Annotated in this window: 23 protein-coding genes and 1 tRNA gene; 14 read left to right on the forward strand and 10 right to left on the reverse strand. The window is 69.9% G+C overall.

The features are described 5' to 3' along the window. Nucleotides 1–107: 107 nt before the first annotated feature. Both NLI01S_RS01035 and NLI01S_RS01040 read left to right on the forward strand, forming a co-directional pair. Nucleotides 108–1,772, forward strand: coding sequence for an ATP-binding protein (locus NLI01S_RS01035; protein WP_067597651.1), 1,665 nt, complete (start codon nucleotides 108–110; stop codon nucleotides 1,770–1,772). Continuing rightward, entirely contained in the window at nucleotides 1,769–2,452 is a 684-nt protein-coding gene (locus NLI01S_RS01040; protein WP_067597654.1) for a response regulator, read from the forward strand. Before NLI01S_RS01035 ends, NLI01S_RS01040 begins: the two co-directional genes overlap by 4 nt. Nucleotides 2,453–2,466: 14 nt before the next feature. On the opposite strand, the gene NLI01S_RS01045 is transcribed toward NLI01S_RS01040, so the two are convergent. Then, on the reverse strand, nucleotides 2,467–3,066 hold the full coding sequence (locus NLI01S_RS01045) for a Uma2 family endonuclease (RefSeq protein ID WP_067597657.1): 600 nt from the start codon (nucleotides 3,064–3,066) through the stop codon (nucleotides 2,467–2,469). Nucleotides 3,067–3,231: 165 nt separating this feature from the next. Here NLI01S_RS01045 and NLI01S_RS01050 point away from each other — a divergent pair, with 165 nt between their 5' ends. After that, the gene (locus tag NLI01S_RS01050; protein ID WP_067597660.1) at nucleotides 3,232–3,606 is read left to right on the forward strand and encodes a VOC family protein; all 375 of its coding nucleotides are present in this window, start codon (nucleotides 3,232–3,234) and stop codon (nucleotides 3,604–3,606) included. 28 nt (nucleotides 3,607–3,634) lie between these two features. Here the strand turns inward: NLI01S_RS01050 and NLI01S_RS01055 are convergent, their stop codons facing one another. Together NLI01S_RS01055 and sigJ are read right to left on the reverse strand one after the other, a co-directional pair. Next, nucleotides 3,635–4,792, reverse strand: coding sequence for an NAD(P)-binding protein (locus NLI01S_RS01055; protein WP_067597663.1), 1,158 nt, complete (start codon nucleotides 4,790–4,792; stop codon nucleotides 3,635–3,637). Nucleotides 4,793–4,796: 4 nt separating this feature from the next. Then, complete coding sequence (gene sigJ, locus NLI01S_RS01060) at nucleotides 4,797–5,705, reverse strand: RNA polymerase sigma factor SigJ (protein WP_067597666.1); 909 nt, start codon at nucleotides 5,703–5,705, stop codon at nucleotides 4,797–4,799. A gap of 183 nt (nucleotides 5,706–5,888) precedes the next feature. Here sigJ and NLI01S_RS01065 point away from each other — a divergent pair, with 183 nt between their 5' ends. Next, nucleotides 5,889–6,428: a GNAT family N-acetyltransferase gene (locus tag NLI01S_RS01065; protein ID WP_067597850.1), complete on the forward strand. Its 540-nt coding sequence runs from the start codon at nucleotides 5,889–5,891 to the stop codon at nucleotides 6,426–6,428. Nucleotides 6,429–6,525: 97 nt separating this feature from the next. Here the strand turns inward: NLI01S_RS01065 and NLI01S_RS01070 are convergent, their stop codons facing one another. From NLI01S_RS01070 to NLI01S_RS01095, 6 genes are all read right to left on the reverse strand, one after another. Beyond that, entirely contained in the window at nucleotides 6,526–6,741 is a 216-nt protein-coding gene (locus NLI01S_RS01070; protein WP_067597669.1) for a hypothetical protein, read from the reverse strand. Nucleotides 6,742–6,821: 80 nt separating this feature from the next. Then, nucleotides 6,822–7,034 carry a hypothetical protein gene (locus tag NLI01S_RS01075; protein WP_067597672.1) on the reverse strand — a complete coding sequence of 71 codons (213 nt, stop codon included), beginning with the start codon at nucleotides 7,032–7,034 and terminating at the stop codon, nucleotides 6,822–6,824. A 343-nt stretch (nucleotides 7,035–7,377) separates the two neighbouring features. Then, the gene (locus NLI01S_RS01080; protein WP_067597853.1) at nucleotides 7,378–7,917 is read right to left on the reverse strand and encodes a hypothetical protein; all 540 of its coding nucleotides are present in this window, start codon (nucleotides 7,915–7,917) and stop codon (nucleotides 7,378–7,380) included. 172 nt (nucleotides 7,918–8,089) lie between these two features. After that, entirely contained in the window at nucleotides 8,090–8,752 is a 663-nt protein-coding gene (locus NLI01S_RS01085; protein ID WP_067597675.1) for an NAD(P)H-binding protein, read from the reverse strand. A 143-nt stretch (nucleotides 8,753–8,895) separates the two neighbouring features. Beyond that, nucleotides 8,896–9,975 (reverse strand): 2-oxoacid:ferredoxin oxidoreductase subunit beta, encoded by a 1,080-nt coding sequence (locus tag NLI01S_RS01090; RefSeq protein ID WP_067597678.1) that lies wholly within the window; start codon nucleotides 9,973–9,975, stop codon nucleotides 8,896–8,898. After that, nucleotides 9,968–11,818 carry a 2-oxoacid:acceptor oxidoreductase subunit alpha gene (locus NLI01S_RS01095; protein WP_067597681.1) on the reverse strand — a complete coding sequence of 617 codons (1,851 nt, stop codon included), beginning with the start codon at nucleotides 11,816–11,818 and terminating at the stop codon, nucleotides 9,968–9,970. Before NLI01S_RS01095 ends, NLI01S_RS01090 begins: the two co-directional genes overlap by 8 nt. A 492-nt stretch (nucleotides 11,819–12,310) precedes the next feature. Between NLI01S_RS01095 and NLI01S_RS01100 the strand changes: the two genes are divergently transcribed. After that, entirely contained in the window at nucleotides 12,311–13,171 is an 861-nt protein-coding gene (locus NLI01S_RS01100) for a M48 family metalloprotease (RefSeq protein WP_067597684.1), read from the forward strand. Between the two features lie 51 nt (nucleotides 13,172–13,222). Here NLI01S_RS01100 and NLI01S_RS01105 read toward each other — a convergent pair whose 3' ends face one another. After that, nucleotides 13,223–13,720, reverse strand: coding sequence for a YajQ family cyclic di-GMP-binding protein (locus NLI01S_RS01105; RefSeq protein ID WP_067597687.1), 498 nt, complete (start codon nucleotides 13,718–13,720; stop codon nucleotides 13,223–13,225). Nucleotides 13,721–13,933: 213 nt separating this feature from the next. Here NLI01S_RS01105 and NLI01S_RS01110 point away from each other — a divergent pair. From NLI01S_RS01110 to NLI01S_RS01150, 9 genes are all read left to right on the forward strand, one after another. Next, a tRNA-Tyr gene (locus tag NLI01S_RS01110) sits at nucleotides 13,934–14,015 on the forward strand. A 549-nt stretch (nucleotides 14,016–14,564) separates the two neighbouring features. Next, nucleotides 14,565–14,810, forward strand: coding sequence for a hypothetical protein (locus tag NLI01S_RS01115; protein WP_017578673.1), 246 nt, complete (start codon nucleotides 14,565–14,567; stop codon nucleotides 14,808–14,810). A 56-nt stretch (nucleotides 14,811–14,866) separates the two neighbouring features. Continuing rightward, a complete protein-coding gene (locus NLI01S_RS01120; RefSeq protein WP_067597690.1) occupies nucleotides 14,867–15,112 on the forward strand; it encodes a hypothetical protein in 246 nt (81 codons plus the stop codon). Between the two features lie 13 nt (nucleotides 15,113–15,125). Next, complete coding sequence (locus tag NLI01S_RS01125; protein ID WP_067597693.1) at nucleotides 15,126–15,371, forward strand: hypothetical protein; 246 nt, start codon at nucleotides 15,126–15,128, stop codon at nucleotides 15,369–15,371. Between the two features lie 10 nt (nucleotides 15,372–15,381). Then, entirely contained in the window at nucleotides 15,382–15,705 is a 324-nt protein-coding gene (locus NLI01S_RS01130) for a hypothetical protein (RefSeq protein ID WP_067597696.1), read from the forward strand. A 133-nt stretch (nucleotides 15,706–15,838) separates the two neighbouring features. Next, nucleotides 15,839–16,381: a hypothetical protein gene (locus tag NLI01S_RS01135; RefSeq protein ID WP_190318327.1), complete on the forward strand. Its 543-nt coding sequence runs from the start codon at nucleotides 15,839–15,841 to the stop codon at nucleotides 16,379–16,381. Between the two features lie 172 nt (nucleotides 16,382–16,553). Continuing rightward, nucleotides 16,554–17,525, forward strand: coding sequence for a DUF2397 family protein (locus tag NLI01S_RS01140; RefSeq protein WP_067597699.1), 972 nt, complete (start codon nucleotides 16,554–16,556; stop codon nucleotides 17,523–17,525). After that, nucleotides 17,525–18,919, forward strand: coding sequence for a TIGR02678 family protein (locus NLI01S_RS01145; RefSeq protein WP_067597859.1), 1,395 nt, complete (start codon nucleotides 17,525–17,527; stop codon nucleotides 18,917–18,919). Before NLI01S_RS01140 ends, NLI01S_RS01145 begins: the two co-directional genes overlap by 1 nt. Beyond that, nucleotides 18,873–23,507: a TIGR02680 family protein gene (locus tag NLI01S_RS01150; protein WP_067597702.1), complete on the forward strand. Its 4,635-nt coding sequence runs from the start codon at nucleotides 18,873–18,875 to the stop codon at nucleotides 23,505–23,507. Before NLI01S_RS01145 ends, NLI01S_RS01150 begins: the two co-directional genes overlap by 47 nt. Nucleotides 23,508–23,520: the final 13 nt, after the last annotated feature.

Below are 23,520 nucleotides of genomic sequence, written 5' to 3' on the forward strand. Positions count from 1 at the left end.
TTAAAACTGGCGTCATATTGGTCGTATTGTTCGTGAAGCGCGTTACGTCCCTTGACGACCTGCGCCTTCGGCCGGATCACCCGCGCTCCCCGGCCACTGGAGTACCCATGACCTCACCGCCCGCACGAAGCCGGCTCACGCTCACCGGCTCACTGTTCATCGGATACGTGTGCCTGTTGGCGGTGGCGCTCGCCGGCGTCGGGGTGCTCTGGATGCTCCAGGCCGACCGGGCGACCGACCGCCAGTACGCCGAACGCGTCCTCACCGTGGCCCGCTCCGTGGCCGTCATGCCCACGGTGGTCGAGGGCGTGCAGGGGCCCGACCCCAGCGCCGAACTGGACCCCCTCGCCGACCGTGTCGCCGCGGCCACCGGCGCGGACTTCCTGGTCATCGCCACGCCCGAGGGAATCCGCTACACCCACCCGAACAAGGACCTCATAGGTCGGACGGTCTCCACCCCGCCCGGCCCCGCGGCCCGGGGCGTGGAGTGGACCGGGGTCCAGAACGGCACCCAAGGCCGCACGGTCCGCGCCAAGGTGCCCGTCTTCTCCGAAGGCGGATCGGTCAGTGGCGGCGACGCGCGGGGCGACGTGGTCGGCTACGTGTCGCTGGGGATCCTCACCTCCAGCGCGGCCGGGGACGCCCGTGCCGCCATCCCCGCCATCCTCGCCACGACCGTGCTCCTCCTCGCCGTGGGCGTGGTCGGTTCCTGGGCGCTGTCCCGGCGGCTGCGCGCCAAGACGCACGGGCTCGAACCCGCCGACATCACCGCGCTGCTCGAAAGCCGAGAAGCCCTCCTGCACGCCGTGCGCGAGGGTGTCCTCGCCGTCGACACCAACGACCGGGTGGTCCTGGTGAACCCGCCCGCCCGCGCCATGCTCGACCTGCCGGTGGACGCCGAGGGCCGGCACCTGGATGAACTCGACCTGCCCGAACGGGCCCGCGACATCGTCTCCGGAGTCGATCAGGGAGGAGACCTCATCCTGCTGGCCGGTGACCGGATCCTGGTCGCCAACCGCATGCCGGTGCGCATCCGCGGCGTCGAGTCCGGGGCGGTGGTCACCCTCCGGGACCGCACCGAGGTGAACCGGCTCACCGGAGAACTCGACGGAGCCCGTACCGTCACCCGAGGGCTGCGGGCCCAGACCCACGAGTTCGCCAACCGGGTGCACACCGTCGCGGGCATGCTGGAGCTGGGCGCCCACGAGGAGGCCCGCGACTACCTGGCCGACCTCACCGCCACCCACACCCGCACCACGAGCGGCGTCGCCGAACACGTGCGCGACCCGGCGCTGGCCGCCCTCACCCTGGCCAAGTCGGCGCAGGCCTCCGAGATGGGCGTCGACCTCGGCCTGTCCCCGATGACGAGTGTCCCCGAGTGCCTCCAAGGCGAACTACGATCCGACGCGCTGCTCATCCTCGGCAACCTGGTGGACAATGCCCTGGACGCGGTCGCCCATGGCGGATGGGTCGAGGTCCTGGTACGACTGCACAGGTCCGCCGACACCGACCTGCCGCACGACCTCCTGGAGATCCGGGTGATCGACTCCGGACAGGGGGTCGCCGATGACGTCGCCGAGGAGATCTTCCGGTTCGGTTTCACCACCAAGGCGTCCCGGGACGGTGGAAGCAGGGGCTTGGGCCTGGCCCTGGTCAAGCAGGTCTGTGAGAGCAGAGGGGGAAGCATCGAGATGGAGGCTCCCGACGCGGAGGAGGGCGCGGTCTTCACCGCCTGCCTGCCGGTCGCCGCGCCGACGGGGGTGGCCGGGTGATCCGTGTCCTGGTCGTCGACGACGACGTGCGGGTGGCCCGTAACCACCAGGAGCTGGTGGAGTCGGTGCCCGAGTTCACCGTGGTCGGGGTGGCGCACACCGCCGCCGCGGCCCTGGCCCAGGTACGCGGACACCGTCCGGACCTGGTCCTGCTGGACCTGCACCTGCCCGACGGCTCGGGGATCTCGGTCATGCGCGCCCTGCGATCGGCCGGCGAACCGGGCACGCCCCAACCCGACTTCCTGATGATCACCGCCGTTCGCGACATCGCCCAGGTCCGCTCGGCGGTGCACGGCGGTGCCGTTCACTACCTGCTCAAACCCTTTCCGCTCAGCGCCCTGCGCGACCAGCTCGAACGATTCGCGGTGGCCCGGCGGCAGATGCAGGCCCCAGGGGAGGCCACCCAACAGGACGTGGACCGGTTGTTCGGACTGTTGCGTCCGCCCGCGGCCCGTTCCCTGCCCAAGGGCCTGACCGCGGCCACCGTCGACCTGGTCGCGGGGGTGCTGCGCGAGGCGGAGGGGGAGCTGTCCGCCGCGGAGGTGGCCGAGCGTTCCGGGGTGTCCCGGGTGACGGCCCGCCGCTACCTTGAGCACCTGTGCGCCGATGGTCGGGCGGAACTGCGCATGCGCTACGGTTCCGCCGGTCGTCCCGAACACCTCTACCGCTGGGTCGCCTGACCCCGGTCGCCGGATCACTTGGTCGCCGGCGTCCCCCCGATGTGTTCGCGCCATGGGCCACTGGCCACGAGCCAGTGCGGGACGAGTTTCACGGGAAAGGGGAAGTCGGTCTCGAAGAGCTCCTCACCCTGGCGCTGACCGATCTCCTGGTAGACACCGTCCTCCAGACGGAACTCCACGATGCCGGGCTTCTCCGGGTGGGGGTTGATGATCCAGTAGGCGGAGATGCCGAAAGCGGCGTATTCGTGCCGCTTTGTGTGGTTGTCGCGAAGCACGCTCTCGGGCGAGACCACCTCCACCGCCAGCAACGGGGGAACGGTGTAGTAACCCTCCTCCGGCGGTTCCTGGTCGAAGACGGCCAGGTCGGGGATGCGATGCCGGCCCGGGTCCCCGTCGAGGATGATCCCGGGGCCCTCCCCGATCTCCAGATCGTGGGGGGCGTGATTGCCGAGATGGAAACCCAGACGGTAGCTCACTCGTGTGTGCAAGGGCTTGGGCGCGGGAGACACGTCAAGCCTCCCGTCGACCAGCTCGTACCGCCGCCCGTCGTCCGGAGTGTTCTCGAGGTCGTCCACGGTGAGCCGTCGTTCGGGTACTTCCGGCCGGATACTCATGACAGACATACTGCCTCCTCGGGTGCATGAAGACCAGTATTCAGTGTCACCCTGGGTTACCGACGGGTTTCCACAGGGTGTATTCGGATCGGTGAACCGGCGGGGCGTGCTTCGGAGGGACGTGTCCCATCGAGGAATGTCGGTGGCGGGTGTCACACTCGGGGCATGTTGGATCACCTAGGAATCCAGGTCACCGACCCCACAGCCGCCGCATCCTTCTACGACGCCGTCCTCGCGCCCCTGGGACACCGCCGCATGCTCCAGTTCGGGGAGGTCATCGCCTACGGCTCCGACGACCCCGCGTTCTGGATCTCGCCCAGCGAGACGGACGGCCCCGCGCGCGAGTCCCACATCGCGTTCACCGCGGCCGACCGGGCCACCGTCGATGCCTTCTTCGCCGCCGCCGTCGAGGTCGGGGCGCGGGTCCTGCACGAACCGAAGGAGTGGCCCGAGTACCACGAGCACTACTACGGCGCCTTCGTCCGCGACCCCGACGGCAACAACGTGGAGGCCGTCTCCCACGTCCCGGCCCGGGGCTGATCGGACACGGCCGGGCCCCGGACCTGGTTCAGCGGGAGTCGGTGGCGGCACGCGAGTGCCGAGCGGTGGCCAGCTCCGCGGCCCGTACCGCGCTGGTCACCGCCACCTCGCCCAGCAGGCCCGGTGCGGCGACCTGGTCCCCGGCCAGGTACACGCCCTCACCCCGGTCGATGGCGGGACGGTCCCGCCAGGTGGTGCCCGGCAGGTCCAGCGCACCGGTGCGCCCCCGCGCCACCTGGTCGCGCCGCCAGGTCAGCCTCTCCCGCCACTCGGGCAGCGCGGTGTCGAGCAGGACCTCCAACCGGGCGTTCGTCTTCGCGCGACCCTCACCCGGGCGGACCGGAAGCTGCGCCTGGACCAGGTCCTCACCCTCGGGTGCGAGCGTGGGATCGACGACGGTGTAGCGCTCCAGGAAACCGCACTCGTCGGAGTCGAACACCAGGAACGGATCGCCGTGGCGCCGTGTCAGCCCCAGGTCCACCATCAGGGTGTGTCCGCTCTCCCAACGCAGCGTGTCGTCCCCCAACAGGGTGCGTGCCGCGTTCAAGGACGTGGCCACGACGGTCGGGCCCTGCGGCAGGGCGTCCACCCGGCTCCGCGTCTCGATCCGCACCCCCATCTCCCGGGCACGCGCGGACAGGTGCTCCACCCAGGCGCCCCAGCCCCCGATCAGGTACCGGGGCGCGGGCCATCCCGGGGTGGTGACACGTTGGAACCGGTCCCAGACGAAGGCGGCCGACAGGCGCTCCGGCTCGGCGTGGAAGAGCACGACCCCCATCATGTTGGCGACGGCCCGGGCCGAATCCGCGCCCAGGCGCTCGGTGCCCCAGGTACCGAAGTCCACGTCGTTCGGGGCGCGCAGACGCCTGTGGGACGCGGCACGGAGTACCCCGGTCGGGGGGCCGCCGATCCGCTCCCGGTATCGCCACCGGGTCCCGAGCGCGGCCCTCAACGGCAGGGCCTTCGAGCGCGGGACCAGGCCGCGCCGCTCCAACCAGACGTAGGGCGCCCCGTCCGAGTACAGGACGTGCGGTCCGTCGTTGGCCACGTACGGGGGCTCGGTGGAGCGGGCCCGCCCGCCCAGCGTGGCGTGGGATTCGTACAGGGTGACGGTGGCGCCTCCCTCGGCGCCGGCGATGGCCGCGGTCAGTCCGGCGAGGCCACCGCCCACAACGTTGAGTTCCATGTCCCTAGGACGGGTCGACCGGGCTCAAACGTGACAGCTTGTCGGGGTTGACCAACAGATACACGTGCTGGACCCGCCCTGCGAAGACGTCCAGGGCGATCATGAGCACCGCGGCCCCGGTCGCCGAGACCAGCACCCCCGGACCGCCGTTGACCTCGGTGACCCGGATGTCCAGGCCGTCCATGCCCTCGACCCCGACCGAGGCGAGGAATCGGGTGACGTTGCGCTCCTCGGTGACGGCCGAGAGGAAGCGACCCACCTTGTGCGCGCTGCGCAGCACCCGTAGGGGAGCCCTGGCCTTGCCACCGCTGTCGCTCACCAGGGTGGCGTCGTCGGCGAGCAGGCCCTTGAGCCCGTCCAGGTCCCCTTCCAGACAGGCCCGGAGGAAGCGTTCGGTGATCCGTCGTCGTTCGACCCGGTCGGCCTCGAACCGGGGTCGGCGATCCCGCACGTGGTCGCGGGCGCGTTTGGCCAACTGTCGGGTGGCGGCCTCTCCGCGCCCGATGACCTGCGCGATCTGGGCGTAGGGCAGTTGGAAGGCCTCGTGCAGGACGAACACGGCACGTTCCAACGGACTCAGCGTCTCCAACACCACCATCAGGGCGAACTCCACCGAGTCGGCGAGTTCGGCCCGTTCGGCGCCGTCGGGCAGGTCGCTGACCGGTTCGGGAAGCCACTCGCCCACGTAGGACTCACGTCGGGAACCGGCCCGGCGCAACCGGTCGATGGCCACCCGAGAGACCACGGTGACCAGGTAGGCGCGCGGGTCGTCGATCCCGGCGGGGTCGACCCCGGACCAGCGCAACCAGGCCTCTTGGACCACGTCCTCGGCGTCGTTGGCGCTGCCCAGGACCCGGTAGGCGACCCCGTTCAGCAGGGAGCGGTGCTCTTCGAAGACCTCTGTCGTCGTCATGGCAGGGAAGACGTACCACCGTGCGTGGTCTGTGACACGTCCCCGTCCTATATCCACCGAAACGCCTCTCGGGTCGCGGGGAGAGACCGAACGGTGACCCCCGAGGGACGGCAAACCACTTGCCCGGGAAGAGGACGGCTTCTAGGTTGGCGCGATCGGTGGAGTCGAGGAGAGGAAGTGTCGTTGTACCGACTGCGTGAGTGGAACCGAGGGGACGCCGACCGACTGCTGGAGGCCTTCTCCTGGGAGGAGCTGGTCTGGCAGGAGCCCGGTGACCTTCCCCGCACCCAGGACCAGGCCCGGGAGTGGATCGCGCACCGGGCCGAACTGGCCGGGAAGAGCGACGTCCACGGGTTCGCCGTGGTGGACGACCAGGACAAGGCGTTGGGGCACGTGCAGATCTCGGTCAGTAGCCGCAGACACGAGCTGGGCTGGTTGTCCTTCTGGACGCACCCGGCGGAACAGGGACGCGGGGTCGCGACGGCCGGGGCGAGATTGGCCTCGCGCTTGGCGTTCGACCGGTTGGACCTGTTCCGGGTGGAGGCGGGGCACCGACTCGACAACCCGGGCTCGTGCCTGGCGCTGGGTCGCGCGGGATTGCTGCCGGAGGGGACCGAGCGGGCCAAGCTGCGGTACGGCACCTCCCGCTACGACACCGCGTCGCACGCGCGCCTGGTGACCGATCCGGACACCTGGACCCCCGAGGGGCCCTGCAAGGGCTGAGTCGGTTCCGCGTGAGCGGGGGCGGCGACGGAACGGAACGCGGGGCACGGCGATGGATTCGCCGTGCCCCGCGCCGTCTCCGGAGGAGTGTCGACCGCTAGTCGTCCATGACGGTGATGCCGGAGTTGAAGTCGGTGTCGATGACGTTGCAGCCCTCGGAGCTGAAGCCCGCGAAGCTGATGACGTCGGCGCAGACGGGCACCGTGACGTTCTGGATGTCGGCGTTGTTGTCGGCCGCGGCGGTGCCGGACATGGCGCCCAGGGCGAGGCCGGTGGCGAGGATGAGACCGGAGACGGCGGTGATGCGCTTCATGGTGAGTGTTCCTTCGTGGTTCGCTGTGTGCAGGTGGTGACGGTGGCCGGATGGAGCCGACCCGGATGACTACCGGGTGATCAGTCGTCGACCGAGATGCCCGAGGTGGCGTCCCAGTCGACGACGTTGCAGCCGCTGGCGCTGACGCCGGAGGCCTTCAGGACGTCCAGGCAGATCGGGATGGTGATGTTCTGGACGTCGGCGTTGTTGTCGGCCGCGGCGGTGCCGGTGAACGCGCCGAAGGCGAGGCCGGTGGCCAGGACGAAGCCGGAAATCTTGGCGATACGGGACATGTGAGTCACCTTTCGGAAGTACTAAAACGGGTTGGCTGCGGCCGCCGTAATTAACTTAGCGTAGCCGCACGCGTGCCTGAAGTAGTTTCCGCGAAGATTCCAGAGTTTCCCCAGAGTTTCCTCGGCTTCCCGGGTGGTATGACCGACATGTCACCGCATGGAGTCCCCGCCGTGTTACACAACCGAAAGCACGGCTAGAACAGGCTTCTGGCGAATGCATCGGAATACGTAACTGTCCGCTCATCGCCGGTCATGTCGGACCCGAGACGGGGACGAAGCGTAGGGAACGCACGAAAAGGCCCGTACGGCGTATCCGCCGTACGGGCCCGAAGACCTGGTGGGACTACCAGCCCTGCTGGCCGTAACCCGGGTACTGCTGGCCGTAGCCGGGCTGGTGCCCGTACCCCGGCTGCTGCTGCCCGTATCCGGGGTACTGCTGTTGGTCGTAGCCCGGGTACTGATGCGGCTGCTGACCGTAACCCTGGCCGTAACCCGCGTACGGGTCCGGCTGCTGCGCGCCCGTAGGGTGCTGCGGGTAGGCGGCCTGCTGCCCCGTCCCGTCCTGCGGATGCTGGGGTTGTTGCGGCTGCTGGGCCTCGGCCTGCGCCGACTCCCTCGCCTTCAGCGCCTCGGCGTCGGGGCGGAAGATGAACAGGCGGGCGGCCTGGGACTCCCCGTTCTCGCTCGGTGTGATCAGGTCCAGACGCCAGCCGGCCTCCTCGATCCCCTCGAGGATGCGGGTCAGCCCCGGACGCAGCTTGCTCGAAGCCTCGTCGTAGGCGTTGACGTCCAACTGGATGATGAACATCCGACGCTTCTGCTGCGCGGCGACCTTGGCGTGTTCGACGACCGTGCTATCCCTGACGACCTGTGTGACGCTCATGAAAACCGTACCCATCTGCTCTGCGGAGCTGATTCACCCGTCGGGGCGTTCCCGGTCGTCCGCGTCCACCGTGGCGGGATTCCGCCGGGCTCCGAAACCATCATGCCTTCTATAGGTGCGTCTGGCCACAGAGACCGAACGGATCCCCGGCCCCACGACACGCGGTCGAGGGTCAGCCGGCGGCGGCGCGGACGGCTTCGTCGACGGGCGTCTCACCGTTCACCAGGTTGAGAACCCGGCCGACGGTTCCTGGTTCGCCCAAAAGCGCGACGATCACGGCGGCGACGTCGTCACGGGTCACCGTGTCGCGCTCGACCTCCTCACCCAGGTCGACCCGACCGGTTCCGACGTCGTCGGTCAGACCTCCGGGACGCAGGATCGTCCAGTCCAGGTCGAGGTCGCGCTGACGGAGGTCGTCGTCGGCGGCCTTCTTCGCCGCCACGTACGCCTTCCACACCTCACCGGTGTCCTCCGGAACCGGCTTGTCCACGTTGATCGCCGATACCTGGACGAGACGGCGCACCCCGGCGAGGGCGGCCGCGTCGGCGGTCAGCACCGCCGCCTTGTGGTCGACGGTCTCCTTGCGCTCCGCGCTGCTGCCCGGTCCGGCGCCGGCCGCGAACACCACGGCGTCGGCGCCCATGATCTTCTCGGTCAGCTCGGTCACGGTGGCCTGTTCCAGGTCGATCACGACCGGCTCGGCCCCGGCGTCGACGAGGTCCTGGGAATGGTCGGGGTTGCGGATGAGGCCCACGGGGGTGTCACCGCGGTCGGCCAACTGCCTGGCCAGTCGCAGCGCGATCTTTCCGTGTCCTCCGACGATGACGATTCGCATGGGGGCAGCGTATTGCCTTCACCCACGGCGGGCCGAGGACCGCACCGGACGGCGCCTGTGAACTTCTCGACGCCGTCCGGGGGAATACCGGGCCGACCCGACGATCGGCCTCGTGATCGGTCGACCGCCGGGCCCCTATTCCACTAGTCCACGGTCCAGGTGTCGCCGCCGGCCAGCAACGCGGCCAAGTCGCCGTCGCCGCGTTCGGACCGCGCGTCCTCGATCTGCTCGTTCAACAGATCGTCGTAGGTGGGCCGGCGCACGTCCCGCAAGACTCCGATCGGCACGTGTTCGAAGGCCGGCCGGTCCAGCCTGGACAGCGCGAACGCGTAACCCGGGTCCTCCCGGTGCGCGTCGTGGCGGATCAACCTCTCCTCACCCACCCGGGCCACGTCGACGACCTCCAGGCCGCCGAAGTCGCCCGCGACCACACCGCGGTCCGGCCCCAGCCGCAGCGGCTCGCCGTGCTCCATCCGCAGCAGCCTCAGGTCCCGCGAGGACGCGTCCTTCAACGGCTCGAAGGCGTCGTCGTTGAAGATGGGGCAGTTCTGATAGATCTCCACGAACGAAGCGCCGGGGTGGTCGGCGGCGGCCCGCAGCACCGACGTCAGGTGCTTGCGGTCCGAGTCCACGGTCCGGGCCACGAACCCCGCCTCCGCGCCCAGCGCCAACGACAGCGGATTGAACGGGTGGTCCAGGGACCCCACCGGCGAGGACTTGGTGATCTTCCCGGCCTCGGAGGTGGGGGAGTACTGGCCCTTGGTGAGCCCGTAGATGCGGTTGTTGAACAGGAGGATGTTGATGTTGACGTTGCGACGCAGCGCGTGGATGAGGTGGTTGCCGCCGATCGACAGCCCATCGCCGTCACCGGTGATCACCCACACCGACAGGTCCGGTCGGCTCGTGGCCAACCCCGTCGCGATCGCCGGGGCGCGCCCGTGGATCGAGTGCACGCCGTACGTGCTCAGGTAGTACGGGAACCGCGAGGAGCAGCCGATCCCGGACACCATCACGATGTTCTCCCGGGGCACCCCCAGCTGCGGTAGGAACGACTGGAACGCGGCCAGGATCGCGTAGTCACCGCAGCCCGGGCACCAGCGCACCTCCTGGTCGGACTTGAAGTCCTTCATCTTGTACGGGGCGTCGGTCTTGGGCACCAGTCGTAGTCCGGCGAGGCCGCCCTCGTCGTGAACGTGCCCGGTTCCGTTCGGATTCTCAGTCACGGTCGATGACCTCCTGAAGCACACCCGCGAGCTCCTCCGCCTTGAAGGGAAGACCACGGACCTTGTTGTAACCGATGACGTCGACCAGGAAGCGGCCGCGCAGCAGCAGCGCCAGCTGGCCCAGGTTGATCTCGGGTACCACCACGCGCTCGTAGCGCGCGAGCACCCGGCCCAGGTTCGCGGGGAACGGGTTGAGGTGGCGCAGGTGGGCCTGGGCCACACGGCCGCCCGCCCGCCGCACCCGGCGCACCCCGGCGGTGATGGACCCGTAGGTGCCGCCCCAACCCAGCACGAGCACCTCCGCGTCCCCGGTGGGGTCGGACACCTCCAGTTCGGGGATGTCCCTCGCGATGGCGTCGATCTTGGCCTGCCGAGTGCGGACCATGAGGTCGTGGTTACCGGGGGTGTAGGAGATGTCGCCGCTCTGGGCGTGCTTCTCGATGCCGCCGATGCGGTGTTCCAAGCCGGCCGTGCCCGGAACCGCCCACGGGCGCGCCAGGGTGTCCTCGTCGCGCAGGTAGGGAAGGTAGGCGCCGTCCGGACCGTTCGGTTCGGTGGCCAGGTCCGGTTCGATGACCGGAAGGTCCGCCACGTCCGGCAGTCGCCACGGCTCGGAGCCGTTGGCGAGGTAGCCGTCGGAGAGCACCACCACCGGCGTGCGGTACTTCACCGCCAACCGGGTGGCCTCGATCGTCGCGTCGAAGCAGTCCGCGGGGGAGGAGGGCGCCACCACCGGGACGGGGGACTCGCCGTTACGCCCGTACATGGCCATCAACAGGTCGGTCTGCTCGGTCTTGGTGGGCATGCCGGTGCTCGGGCCGGCCCGCTGCACGTCCACGATGAGCAGGGGGAGTTCCGTCATCACGGCCAGCCCCACGGTCTCCTGCTTGAGCACCATGCCGGGCCCGGAGGTGGTGGTCACGCCGAGCGAACCGCCGAAGGAGGCGCCCAGGGCCGCGCCCACCCCCGCGATCTCGTCCTCGGCCTGGAAGGTCCGCACCCCGAACCGCTTGTGCTTGGACAACTCGTGCAGGATGTCCGAGGCCGGCGTGATCGGGTAGGAGCCCAGGAACAGGGGGAGACCGGAACGCTTGGACCCGGCGATGAGCCCGTAGGCCGTGGCCAGGTTCCCGGTGATGTTGCGGTAGGTGCCCGAGGGCAGCCGGGCCGGTTTGATCTCGTAGGAGACCGCGAAGTCCTCCGTGGTCTCCCCGAAGTTCCACCCCGCCCGAAAGGCCTTGAGGTTGGCGTCGAGGATGTCCGGCTTGCTCGCGAACTTCGACTTCAGGAACGAGGTCGTCCCCTCCGTCGGGCGGTTGTACATCCAGGACAACAAACCCAGGGCGAACATGTTCTTCGCGCGCTGGGCGTCCTTCTTGGAGATGTCGGAATCGGCCAGGGCCGCCACCGTCATCGAGGTCAGCCCCACCGCGCTCACCTTGAACCCGTCGAGGGTCCCGTCGGTGAGCGGATCGGAGACGTAACCGACCTTGGCCAGGCTGCGCTTGGTGAACTCGTCGGTGTTGACGATGATCGTGGCGCCCTTGGGCACGTCGCCGAGGTTGGCCTTGAGGGCCGCCGGGTTCATCGCCACCAGTACGTCCGGGGCGTCCCCCGGGGTCACGATGTCGTGGTCGGCGAAGTGCAACTGGAAGCTGGAGACACCGGGAAGGGTGCCGGCCGGAGCGCGGATCTCCGCCGGGAAGTTCGGCAGGGTCGACAGGTCGTTGCCGAACGACGCGGTCTCCTGGGTGAATCGATCACCGGTCAACTGCATGCCGTCGCCGGAGTCGCCGGCGAAGCGGATGATGACGCGGTCGAGCTGTTCGATCTGTTTGGCCACTGAGATCGACGACCTCCTCGGTGAGCCGCCGGTCGTGGAGGCGGCGGCGCTCGGGTGTTCCACCCCCGGCCGGACCGCACCGTCGCGGGCCGGATGCCAGGGTCGGGGGCGGGGACTTCGGTCGTGGCCCTCACACGCGCCGGGTGCGCCAACCCGGTGCGGCGTGTGCGGTGCGGGTACCGCGGCCGGATCGCGCGTGGCTGCCGACCTTCGACGACACGGCCCACCACTCCACCGTAAGGACGGAGTTCTTCCGTCCCCGTCGGTGCGCGTAGTGACGAGGACCACGTTCGCACTATAGGTCGTCGACGCCGGACGGAGGCCGTGCGGGTGGCGATTGTCACACAAGCCGGTTCGGCCCGTGTTCGCGCGCTGATGGCGCGGGCCGCGACACCGACCGGTCACATGGGGAACGCGAGACCTCGACCCGCACGTTTGTCACCATGTACGCATCAAAAGCCGGACACCGGCGAACACCGGAAGGGAGGGCGCGTGCACGTCAACGCGGTCCGCGCGGTCGGCCTGTTCGCCGGAGCATCGGCGCTCATCGTCGTGGTCGGCTGGTTCTGCGGTGCCCAGAAGGGCGTCCAGATCGCGATCGCCCTGGTGCTGTGCGCGGGGATCCTCGTCTATCTGTTCGGGGAGTCCCTGGCGTTGCGGGCGATGCGGGCCCGACCGGTCAGCGAGATCGAGCGCCCGGAGCTGTACCGGATCGTTCGGGAACTGGCCACGGCCGCCAAACAGCCGATGCCGAAGCTGTACCTGGCGCCGGTGCGCACACCCAACGCCTTCGCAACCGGGGGCAGCCCGCGCCGGGCGTCCCTGTGCTGCACGACCGGGTTGCTGCGCGCCCTCGACGAACGTGAGCTGCGCGGGGTGATCGCCCACGAGCTGGCGCACATCCGCTCGCACGACACGCTGCTCAGCTCGGTCGCGGCGACCCTGACCACCCTCATCACAGCGCTCACCCTCGTGACCTTCCTGCTGCCGTTGGGGGAGTCCGAGGAGACGGACATGCCCAACCTCCTGGGAGGGCTGATGCTGGCCGTGCTGGCACCGCTCGCGGGCGTGGTCGTCTACTGCGGCGTGGGGCGGGCCCGCGAGTTCCGTGCCGACGAGCAGGCCGCCGAACTCACCGGGGACCCGCTGGGGCTCGCCGACGCGCTGCGCAAGCTGGAGTCCGGCAACCGGGCCCACCCGCTGCCACGCGAGCGGGTGCTGTTGGCCACGGCGCATCTGATGACGACCAACCCGTTTCCCGGGCCGGTGGGCCGGTTGTTCTCGGCGCACCCACCGATCGCCGAGCGGATCCGACGCCTGCGCGAGCTGCGCCGCGAGTGGGACCTGGGCTGAACACGACGACGGCCGTCCACCGATGGCGGGCGGCCGTCGAACGTCGGTGCGTCAGCGGTAGTTGACGAACTGGAGGGCCAGGTCGAAGTCCTTCTCCTTGATGAGCGTCATGACGTTCTGGAGGTCGTCCTTCTTCTTGGCGCTGACCCGAAGTTCTTCGCCCTGGATCTGCGCCTTGACACCCTTGGGGCCCTCGTCGCGGATGAGTTTGGAGATCTTCTTGGCGTCCTCGGTGGTGATCCCCTCCTTGAGGTTCACCGAGAGGCGGTACTCCTTACCCGAGGGCTTGGGCTCCTCGGCGGCGTCCAGGACCTTCAGGGAGATCTTGCGCTTGATCAGCTTCTCCTTGAAGACCTCCAGGGCGGCCGTGGCGCGTTCCTCGGCGCTGCTCTTGATCTCGATGCCGTTCTCACCCTGCCAGGCGATGGTGGTCCCGGTGCCCTTGAAGTCGAACCGCTGGGCCAGCTCCTTGCCCGTCTGGTTCAGGGCGTTGTCGACCTCCTGACGGTCGAGCTTGGACACCACGTCGAAACTGGATTCGGCGGCCACGTACTCTCACATCCCGCTAGATCTCGTGGGTCACGGGCGATGCCCGTGCACGTCTGTTCGGCCCGGTTCGGGCCGGCTTCAGAGCTTAGCCGCGCCCCGCTTCGCACACCCGAAGCCCCTGGTGGGGACGCGCTCCAGGTTTCGATTTCAGGTTGAGGCCGATCATCCGCTATTGTCATTCATGCGCAGCGACACACACGTCGCCGCAGCCCAGGCAGGTTGCCCGAGTGGCCAATGGGAGCGGACTGTAAATCCGTCGGCTTAGCCTTCGAAGGTTCGAATCCTTCACCTGCCACCCTGGGGAAGGCCCCGGTGAACAGCGGAAACGCTGCCCACCGGGGCCTTTCGCGTTCCCTGGGCCTTCCAGGCCCGCCTCGTGGGACGGCGGCCACCGGTGGGCGACACGACCGCATCGACTCCCGACCACATCGCGACGTGCTCGCCGACTCGACCACGCGACCACCGATCGGGAGCCGACGGATCAGGGCCGGCGGCACGAAGTGACGGTGCGTCGTGGTTTCGGGCTTGTTCGCCGCGGGTGACGTGGTGCTCGGGGATTCGGGTGGTCGCGAAGATGTTACGGCAGAGCCACAGGGAGATCACTCTGGGTGATCTTCGCGGGGTGGTGGGGCGACCCGGATGGGTTGATAAATCAGCGCATTGTCGTATTCGAGTTGCCTGGCGAAAAGAATTGTTCCGGCAATATGGACAAAATGGCTTCCGGGTTTCGGCGTTGACAAAAAAGCGGGGTCGGATAATGATTGCCACAGTCCGCCGCGACACAGGTGCAAGAAGCGCCTGCGTCTTTTTCTGTCAATGCCTCGCATGATTTCTCGGGGGAAACATGATCAAGAAGCTGACCGCTGCTGGCCTGGTCGCCGGTGCCGCGATGGGCGCGCTCCTCATGGGAGCTCCCGCGCACGCCTCGCATGGTGGTGACCAGCAGTTCAACCAGAACCTCCAGCTGGTTCCGGTTCAGTCCTGCAACCTGACCGGCAGCGTCGGTCTGGTCGCCGTCACCGTGCCGATCCTGTCGCCGCAGACCACGGGCGACTGCGTGAACGGCCCCGTCGGCACCAACATCAGCTAGTTCCGGCAATCGGTCCGACCGAGACGCTGTCCCAAACTTTTTCGAAAGGTAATTCAATGCTGCGTAAGCTCGGCGTTGCCGGCCTCGTCGCTGGTGCCGCTTTCTCCGCCATTTTGTCCGCCACTCCGGCTTCCGCCTCGCACGGTGGCGACCAGCAGTACAACCAGAACCTCCAGGCCGTCCCGGTGCAGCTGTGCAACACCAGCGCCGCCGTGGGCCTGGTCGGTGTGAACGTGCCGATCCTGTCGCCGCAGACCACGGGCGACTGCGTCAACGGTCCCATCAGCACCAACATCGACTAGGAGAGTCCCCAGAATGCGCAAGTTCACCGCAGTCACCGCCATCGCCGGTATCGCCTTCGGCGCCATGCTCGCCGCCGCTCCGGCTTCCGCCTCGCACGGTGGCGACCAGCAGTACAACCAGAATCTCCAGGCCGTCCCGGTCCAGCTGTGCAACACCGAGCTGGCCGTCGGACTCCTCGCCGGTGTCAACGCGCCGATCCTGTCGCCGCAGACCACGGGCGACTGCGTCAACGGCCCCATCAGCACCAACATCGACTAGGGGACCGTAGATGCTGCGCAAGTTCACCGCCGCCACCGCCATCGCCGGTATCGCCATGGGTGCGATGCTCGCGACCACGCCGGCCTTCGCCTCGCACGGCGGCGACCAGCAGTTCAACCAGAACCTCCAGCTGGTTCCGGTTCAGCTGTGCAACACCGAGCTGGCCGTGGGCCTGGTCGGCGCCAACGTGCCGATCCTGTCGCCGCAGACCGCCGGTGACTGCGTCAACGGCCCCACGAGCACCAACATCGACCACGACCGTGACGATGACGGCCACCACGGCCACGACGGTCACGACGGTCACGATGGTGACAAGGGCAACGGCTACCACTAGTAGTAGCCCGAGTCCGGCGGGGCCGATCCGGTCCCGATGACGGAACAGAGCTGTTCGAAGGCCCCCCGGTGTGTGCCGGGGGGCCTTTCGCGTTCACACCGGGATGATGGGGTCTCGACACCCAGGAGGCGACATGAAGCGTGCACTACTGATCGGCGCGGTCCTGGCCCTGGCGCTCTCCGCCTGTGGCGACCAGGACGAGCCGGACCGGGACGACGTTCCGGCCGAGGACGGTAGCGGTGACGACGAGCGTGACCGCGACGACCGCGACGACCACGACGACCGTGACGACGACGAGCGTGACGAAGACGGTGGCGCGGCGACCCAGGGGGACGTCCAGGTCCTCAACTTCCACGGCGACGAGGCCGGGTTCGACGAGCAGCGGCCCACGGAGTACGTGGCCACCGAGTTCACCACCTTCACCGACATGGAGTGGGACGAGTGGGACGAGGGGCGAGCCCGAGGAGAGGGCGAGGTCCTGGGCACCTGGTGCATGGACCAGGGATGTCAGGACGACCCCTACGACGTGGACGTGGAACTCGGCGATCCCGTCGACGTCGACGGCACCATGTACTTCTCCACGTACACGATCACCGATTACGACGACGACATGCCCGAGGAGACCCGGGAGGCGTTCGACCAGGCGGACGAGGGCCGGCTCGGCGTCCCGCAGTAGGCGTCCAGGGGCGGGGTGACGCCGAAGGGTTCCCCGGCTCTTCGCAGAATCCTTACAAACGCCACAGTCGGGACAAAATGCCTGTTCAGAGCGGGTGGCGGGGAATCTCATCGAGGACGGAGGGAACCGAACCGGGCGTGGCGGGCCCGAGAGGTCTCTAGTCTGCTGAGTTGTGGGACTCAACCAGTGGACGAACGACCGCGCGGACGACGGACGGGGCAACGGCGATCGGCCGGTGCCACGGCACGGACGCGCCGCCTTGCTGCGTCTGGCCGGCTGGTTCGAGGAGGCGGAACCGGACCGCGCCGAAGCCTTGGCGACCGCGGCCTTCGCCCTCCACCCCGCCCGCCACCTGGAAGGACGCGTCGACGACAGTGTCGCGGCGACCACCAGCTGGTGGCAGGGGGAACCGGATCGCAGCACCATCACCGAGCACCCCGGTGCCCGCCCTCCCGAACCGGTCCGGGACCACCGCGCCCAACAGGCCCGCCTTCGGGACGCCGCCGAGTCCTCGGCGCACTGGCGCCGCGCGGGCGCCGACCAGATCCGTTCCCTGCTGGCCGAACCCACCGGCGACGACGCCCGGCTGGACCTGTCCGGCGCCGGCATGGAGGTCCTCATGGAGCTCCTCACCGCCGCGCTCGGTTCGGGCGACGCCTCCCGGCGCCCCACCTCCGCCGGTGACCTGGAGTTCGGCCTGCGCCTGCACGTCATCGTGGCGCCCGGCGCCGAGGTCACCGTCCGGGGAGAGGGCGGCGACCTGAGCCTGGAGGGGCTGCGTCTGTGCGTGACCCCCTATGGGCAGCACTTCATCGACGTCCCCGCCGACCGCACGGTCACACCCGACCCGCCGGAACGCCCGGTCGACCGGACCCCGGCCGCGCCCATCCCTCCGGAACCCGTTTCGGACACCCCCGAACCGGTGGAACCGGTCCCGACCGAACCACCCCCCGCGGGAACCCCGCCCACCGGAACACCGCACGCCGTGCCCTCGGCCTCCGAGGTATCGGAGGAGGACACCGCGCAGGCCCCTGTCGAGGAGCCGAGCGGCACCGATAGCCTCTCCGAACCGGACCCGGACTCCCAGAACACCGGTCCCATCGGGATCACCACGCAAACACCCTGGACGCGGAGGTGGGGGTGATGGAGACGAACGCCTACAGCGAAGACGCCGCCCTCATCGGGGAACGCCAGGCCGCCGCGCGCGCCCTCATGGCCCACCCGTTGCTCACCCGTGCCGCCCACCCGGCCGAGTTCTCCCTGGTCCGCTCGCACAACGAGTGGCTGGTCCAGCGCTTCCAACGCGTGCTCGGCTACCGGCTCACCGTCGCCGACGACCACGCCCGCCTGGGTAAACGCGGACTCGTCGACCAGGTCACCGTACCGATCACCCGCGCGGACGGTTCCCGGCTCACCCCCCGGGCCCTGACCTACCTCGCCCTGACCCTCGCGGTCCTGGTCGAGTACGACGGACCCGTCAGCGTGCGCTCCCTCGCCGCCACCGTGCGCGCGACCGCCCATGAGGCGGGCATCGACGCCGACCCCGCCCGTGGCCTGGGCGAGCGCCGTGCCTACTGCGCGGCCCTGCTCCACCTGGTCGACCTCGGCGCGCTCACGGAGACCTCAGGCGCCATCGGAGCCCACCAGGCCGACGCCGCGGTGGACGTCGAACTCCTCCCCGACACCGAGGCCCTGCGCACGGTCACCGTGCACCTGCCCCGGGCCGGCACGGACGCCGACACCTTCCTCGCCGAGGCTGTCGACCCCGAACCCGAGAGCGACCAGGCGGGAGAGGTCGCCCTGCGCCGTCTGCTCGCCGAGACCGCCGTCGTGCACCGAGAAGAGCTCTCCGACCGGCAGCGCGACCTGCTCGCGGCCCACCAGTGGCGCGCCGCGTCCGCCCTGGGCAACCTGTTGGGCTGCGACACCGAGATCCGTGCCGAGGGTGTGGCCCTGGTCATGCCCGACGAGGCGATGGCACGCCCGCGCTTCCCCTCCGACGACCCGGTCGGACACACCGCGCTGGCCCTGGTCCGCCACCTCTCCGGTCTGCTGAACCCTGGCCGCCCGACCACGTCCGTCCCCATCCCCGAGCGAGAACTCCAGGTCGCGCTGGACGCGCTCGGTGGCGCCGACGCACCGGTGCGCGCGGAGTGGGCGCGTACCGCGGGGCCGGAGATCCCCGATCCCGAACGCCTCTTCGCCCTCGTCCTGGAGCTTCTCACCGGGCTCGGGCTGCTCCGGGGCGAACCCGGTGCCCGAAGACTGACGGCCGCCGCCGCGAGGTACGGCGCGGAAGTGGACCATCGCGTCCCCCGGATCCAGGACAATGGCGAAGACAGCCGGACACATCCCGAAGACCGGACACACCCAGAACAACCGCGAGGTTCCGGTCGACAGGAGCCCGAGCCCCGGGACGACCCCCGTAGCGACCTCGACCGGGTGGCGTCCGTGCTGCAAGCGGTGGCGAACGAGAAGGTGAGCGCGACCAGTGGTGACACAGGAGACGAGCCAGGCCCACGGGAAGCTTCCGGCTGACCCCGCCCCCACCCCCCGTTACCGCCTCGAACGCGCGGGCATCCGGAACGTCTGGCAGTACGACGACCACGTCCTGGACTTCGCAGAGGGGCGACTGCTGCTGCGCGGCCGCAACGGCGCCGGCAAGTCCAAGGCCCTGGAGATGCTGCTGCCGTTTCTGTTGGACGGGGACGTGCGGCGTCTGGACACCACCGGAACCAACCGGACGAGCCTGCGCTGGCTGATGGCCGACGACCCCCGCGCGGGCCGTGCCCCGGTCGAGGAGGAGACCGGTCCGGACCTGCTCGGTGGCCCCGAGGATCCCGTCGAGGGCGCGTCCGACGAAGCGACCCCGGCCCACACCGAAACCGCGCCCACCGACACCGACACCGACACCGCCTCCGACGATGGCGACGCGACCCCCGGCCCCGTCACCCGCCTGGGCTACCTGTGGGTGGAGTTCACCACCGCGCGCGGGGACCGCGGCCTGGACGCCGCCGCCCACACCACCGGACCCAACTCCGCCTCCGCCCTGCTCGCGGCGCAGGCCGAACCCGTCGCGGAACCCGAACCCGAGGGCGAGGAACCCCACTACCTCACCCTGGGCGCCGCCGTCCTCGCCGTGGGCGACTCCGACCCGCGCTGCGTCTTCTTCGTCACCGAACGCCGGGTCGGACACGACCTGGACCTGGTCGTGGACGGCCGACCCAAGCCCGTGGACCGGCTGCGTTCGGAGATCGGTGCGGACAACTGTTTCACCAGCGCGGTCCCCTACCGGGCACGGGTGATGCGGACGCTGTTCGGCATCGACGACTCCGTCCGCTACCGCAACCTCATCCACCTGCTCTACCGACTGCGCCGCCCCACCATCGGCGACCGCCTGGAAGCGGGCGAACTCGTCGGGGTGCTCTCCGAGGCACTACCGCCCATGGACGAGTCGATCCTGGACGAGGTGGCCCGCAACATCTCCGACCTCGAACAGGCCCGCGCGGAGAAGAACGCCCTCACCGAGGCCGACGGCGGCATCGCCGAGTTCCTCACCGACTATCACGGTTACCTGGTCCACACCCTGCGCGCCCGGGCCGCCGAGGTCCGCGAACAGCTCGACGCCCGTGACCGACGCGTGGACGAGACCGACCGACTGCGCGCCGAACTCGACGAGCTCATCTCGGACGAGAGCCAGATCTCCGAGGAGCGCGACCAGGCCCGCCGCACCCGCGACACGGCCGAGGCCGACGACGGAACCCTCGCCTCCGCCCAACAGGACGCGGCCACCGCCACCGCCAACGAACGTCGCGCCTACGACGCGGCCGTGGGCGCCTACATCCGCGCCGCGGAGGCGGCCTGGGCCGCCTCCGAACACGCCACCACCACCGAGGACCACGCGATCGAGCGGTTGGGCGAGGACGTCTCCGCCGTCGAACGCGCCCTCGACGTCCTGCGACAGACCCACGCCGAAGCCGGCCGCGCTGCCACGGCCGCCGGCCTGGACCCCCGTGCGCTGGGCCGGGTCCCCGACACCCGCACCACCGTGCACGCGCCCCGTGAGAGCACCACCCGGGTGGACATCCAAGGCCTCGAACAGGCCGTGGAACGCGCTCCCGTCGACGGCATCGACCTCGACGACCTGCGCGAGAACCTGGGCCGACTGCACGACCGGCTCACCACCGCGGCCGACGCCGCGGCCGACCGCACCGACCAGGCCGCCCGTCTCACCGGCCTGACCAGCGCGGAGACCGCCGCGGACCGTCGCCTGGTCGCCCTGACCAGCGAGTCGGAGAGCGCCCAGGCCATCCTCGAACACACCCACACCCGCGAACAGGACGCCATCGCCGGGCTGCGCGAACAGAGCGCCGCCTACGCCGAGGGCGTTCGCACCTGGGCGGCGCGCCTGCGCGACTCCAGCCACGCCCACGCCCTGGGCGACGCCATCCACGAGCTGGAGGGCAGCGTGGAGCTGCCCATCTCCGACGCGCTGCGCGTGCTGGACCCCGATGTGCCCGCCAAGGTCGCCCGCCGGGCCCACCTCGCCGTCGACCCGCTCCTGGAGGAGCTGCGCGCCCGACGTGACGTGGCCGTCAACGAGGAGGGCCAACTCGCCGACGAGCTCGCCGAGCTCGCCGAACGCAAGGCCAAGAACGCCGACGCCGCACCCGAACGCCCAGCGTGGGCCACCTACGCGCGCCCCGACTCCGACGGCGTCCCCTTCCACCTCGCCGTCGACTTCGCCAACGGGCTCACCACGCGTGAACAGGCCGGGCTCGAAGCCGCACTGGAGGCCAGCGGTCTGCTTGCCGGTTGGATCCGCTCCGACGGCACCCTGTACGACCCCGCCACCCGAGACCTCATGATCACCCCGGCCCGCCCCGCCAAGGGCCGCACCCTCTTCGACGTGCTCGTACCGGTCGCCGTCCCCGACCGCGGCGTCGACAACGACAACCTGCGCGCCCTGTTGGCCTCCATCGCCCTGGGTTCGGAGTCGACCGCCGCCTCCACGGAGGACACCGAGGCCAAGCACCGCCGGGACAGCTCCGTGGCCACCGTCAGCTCCATGTCGCTCTCCGGAGGTTGGCGCCTGGGCGTGGCCTCCGGAGCACACACCAAGACCGAACCGGAGTACATCGGCGAGGCAGCCCGCAAACGCGCCCGCGACCGTCAGACCGCCAACACCGACCGCCGCATGGCCATCGCCGAGGCCCTCCTCGCCGAGGCCGGCGAACGACGGTGGGCGGTGGAGCACTCCTACTCCGAACTCCTGGAGGTCTCGCGGGACCTGCCGGACGCCTCACCTCTGGTCCGGGCCTGGGCCACCCTCGACGTGGCACGCACCGACGTCGCCGCGGCCCGTCGCTCGCACGACACCGCCCGAGCCACCGCCGACGCCGCCCGTACCGAGCTCCTGGACCTTCGCCGTCGCCTCAAGGACGCCGCCGGGACCGAGGGACTGCCCACCACGCGTGCCGAACTCGACAGCGCCCTGAGGGCCATGGACCACCTCCGCGTCCTCATCGCCTCGGCCCTGCGCGACCTCGAAGTCCTCGCCTGGCAGTTGGCCGACCACGAACGCCACGTCGCGGCCTGGAGCCGCACCCGATCGGCGCGTCTGGTCGCCGAGGACGCCCGAGCCGGTGCCATCGACGACATGATCACCGTGCGTCGCCAGTTCGAACTGGGCGATCGCGCGCGGGGAGTGCCCGGCGAACAGATCGAGGCGGCCCGCGACCAGGTCCGCGCCCGCGCCGAAGAGGCCGCCGAACGCCTTCCCGAACTCGAACGCCGAGCCCAACAGGCACGCGACGACCGGGTGGCCGCCGAGGCACGCCTGGAAGCGGCCACCATCGAACGGGCCGAACAGGTCCGCCGTGCCCTCAACACGGGGGAGAACCTGGTCGGCGCGGTCACCACCCTCGGCGACCCCGCGGCCAAGGCGGTCAAGGGGACCGAGGACACCCTTCCCGACGCCGTCCTGCTGCGCGCCGCAGGGCTGGAGGACTGCGCCGCCGACGACGGCCCACTGACCCGCTACCTGGCCGCCCTGGAGACCGGAGCCGACACCGAACCCGTCGGCCCCGACACCCGCCTGGACCTCCTCGCCGACTTCGTCGAACGGCTGGAGGCCGGCCTGGCCGCGCAGACCGACGTCACCGAGGTCGACGACAGCGCCATCCTCGGCAGCCGTGAGGACCTACAGCGTCTCCTCACCTCCGTCGGCCGGGCGCAGACCCGCACCGAACTCACCGAACCCCGGGGCGTCAAACGCCTCACCGTCCACGACGAGGACGGGGCACACGACGTCACCGCCTACGCCGAACACGTCGCGGCGTCCGTGACCAAGGCCGAGGAGGCCGTCGCCATCGCGGAGGAGGAGGCCTTCGAACGCCACCTGCTCGGCGAGCTCGCCGGGCACCTGTCCCATCAGATCGACGAGGCCCGCGCCCTCATCACCACCATGAACGACGTCCTCAAGGACGTCACCACCTCCGCCGGTCTCGGCGTGCGACTGGACTGGAACCTGGCCCCCGACGCGGGAGCCGACGTCGAGGCGGTCGTCCCCCTGCTGGCCACACCGCCGGAGGAACGCACCCGTGTCCAGACCACCCGGCTACGCGACGCGCTGCGCCGCTGCATCGAGGCGATCCGCCGACTCGACCCGACCGCCACCGGCGGCGCCCAACTCCGCGCGGCCCTGGACTACCGATCCTGGTTCACGTTCACCGTGTACGTCACCGACTCCGCGGGCGACGAACGCCGTCTGGGCCATCGCACCGCCCTCAGCCAGGGCGAACAGCGCGTGGTCGCCTATCTGGTGCTGTTCGCGGCGGCCGCAGCCCATTTCGACGCCCTCGCGGCCCGGGCGCCCTGGGCGCCTCGCCTGATCCTGTTGGACGACGCCTTCGCCAAGGTCGACGAACCCACTCACGGCAGGCTCCTGGGTCTCCTGGTCGAACTCGACCTCGACTTCGTGCTGACCTCCGAACGGGTCTGGGGCTGCTTCGCGAGCGTGCCCAGCCTCAACATCTACGAATGCCTGCGCGACCCCAACGTGCCCGGGATCGCGACCCTGCACTTCACCTGGGACGGCAGCCGGAGGAAACTGGTGGGGGTGTGATCCGCGCCTCGTG

This window comes from Nocardiopsis listeri NBRC 13360 (assembly GCF_001570765.1).
Taxonomy (GTDB): domain Bacteria; phylum Actinomycetota; class Actinomycetes; order Streptosporangiales; family Streptosporangiaceae; genus Nocardiopsis; species Nocardiopsis listeri.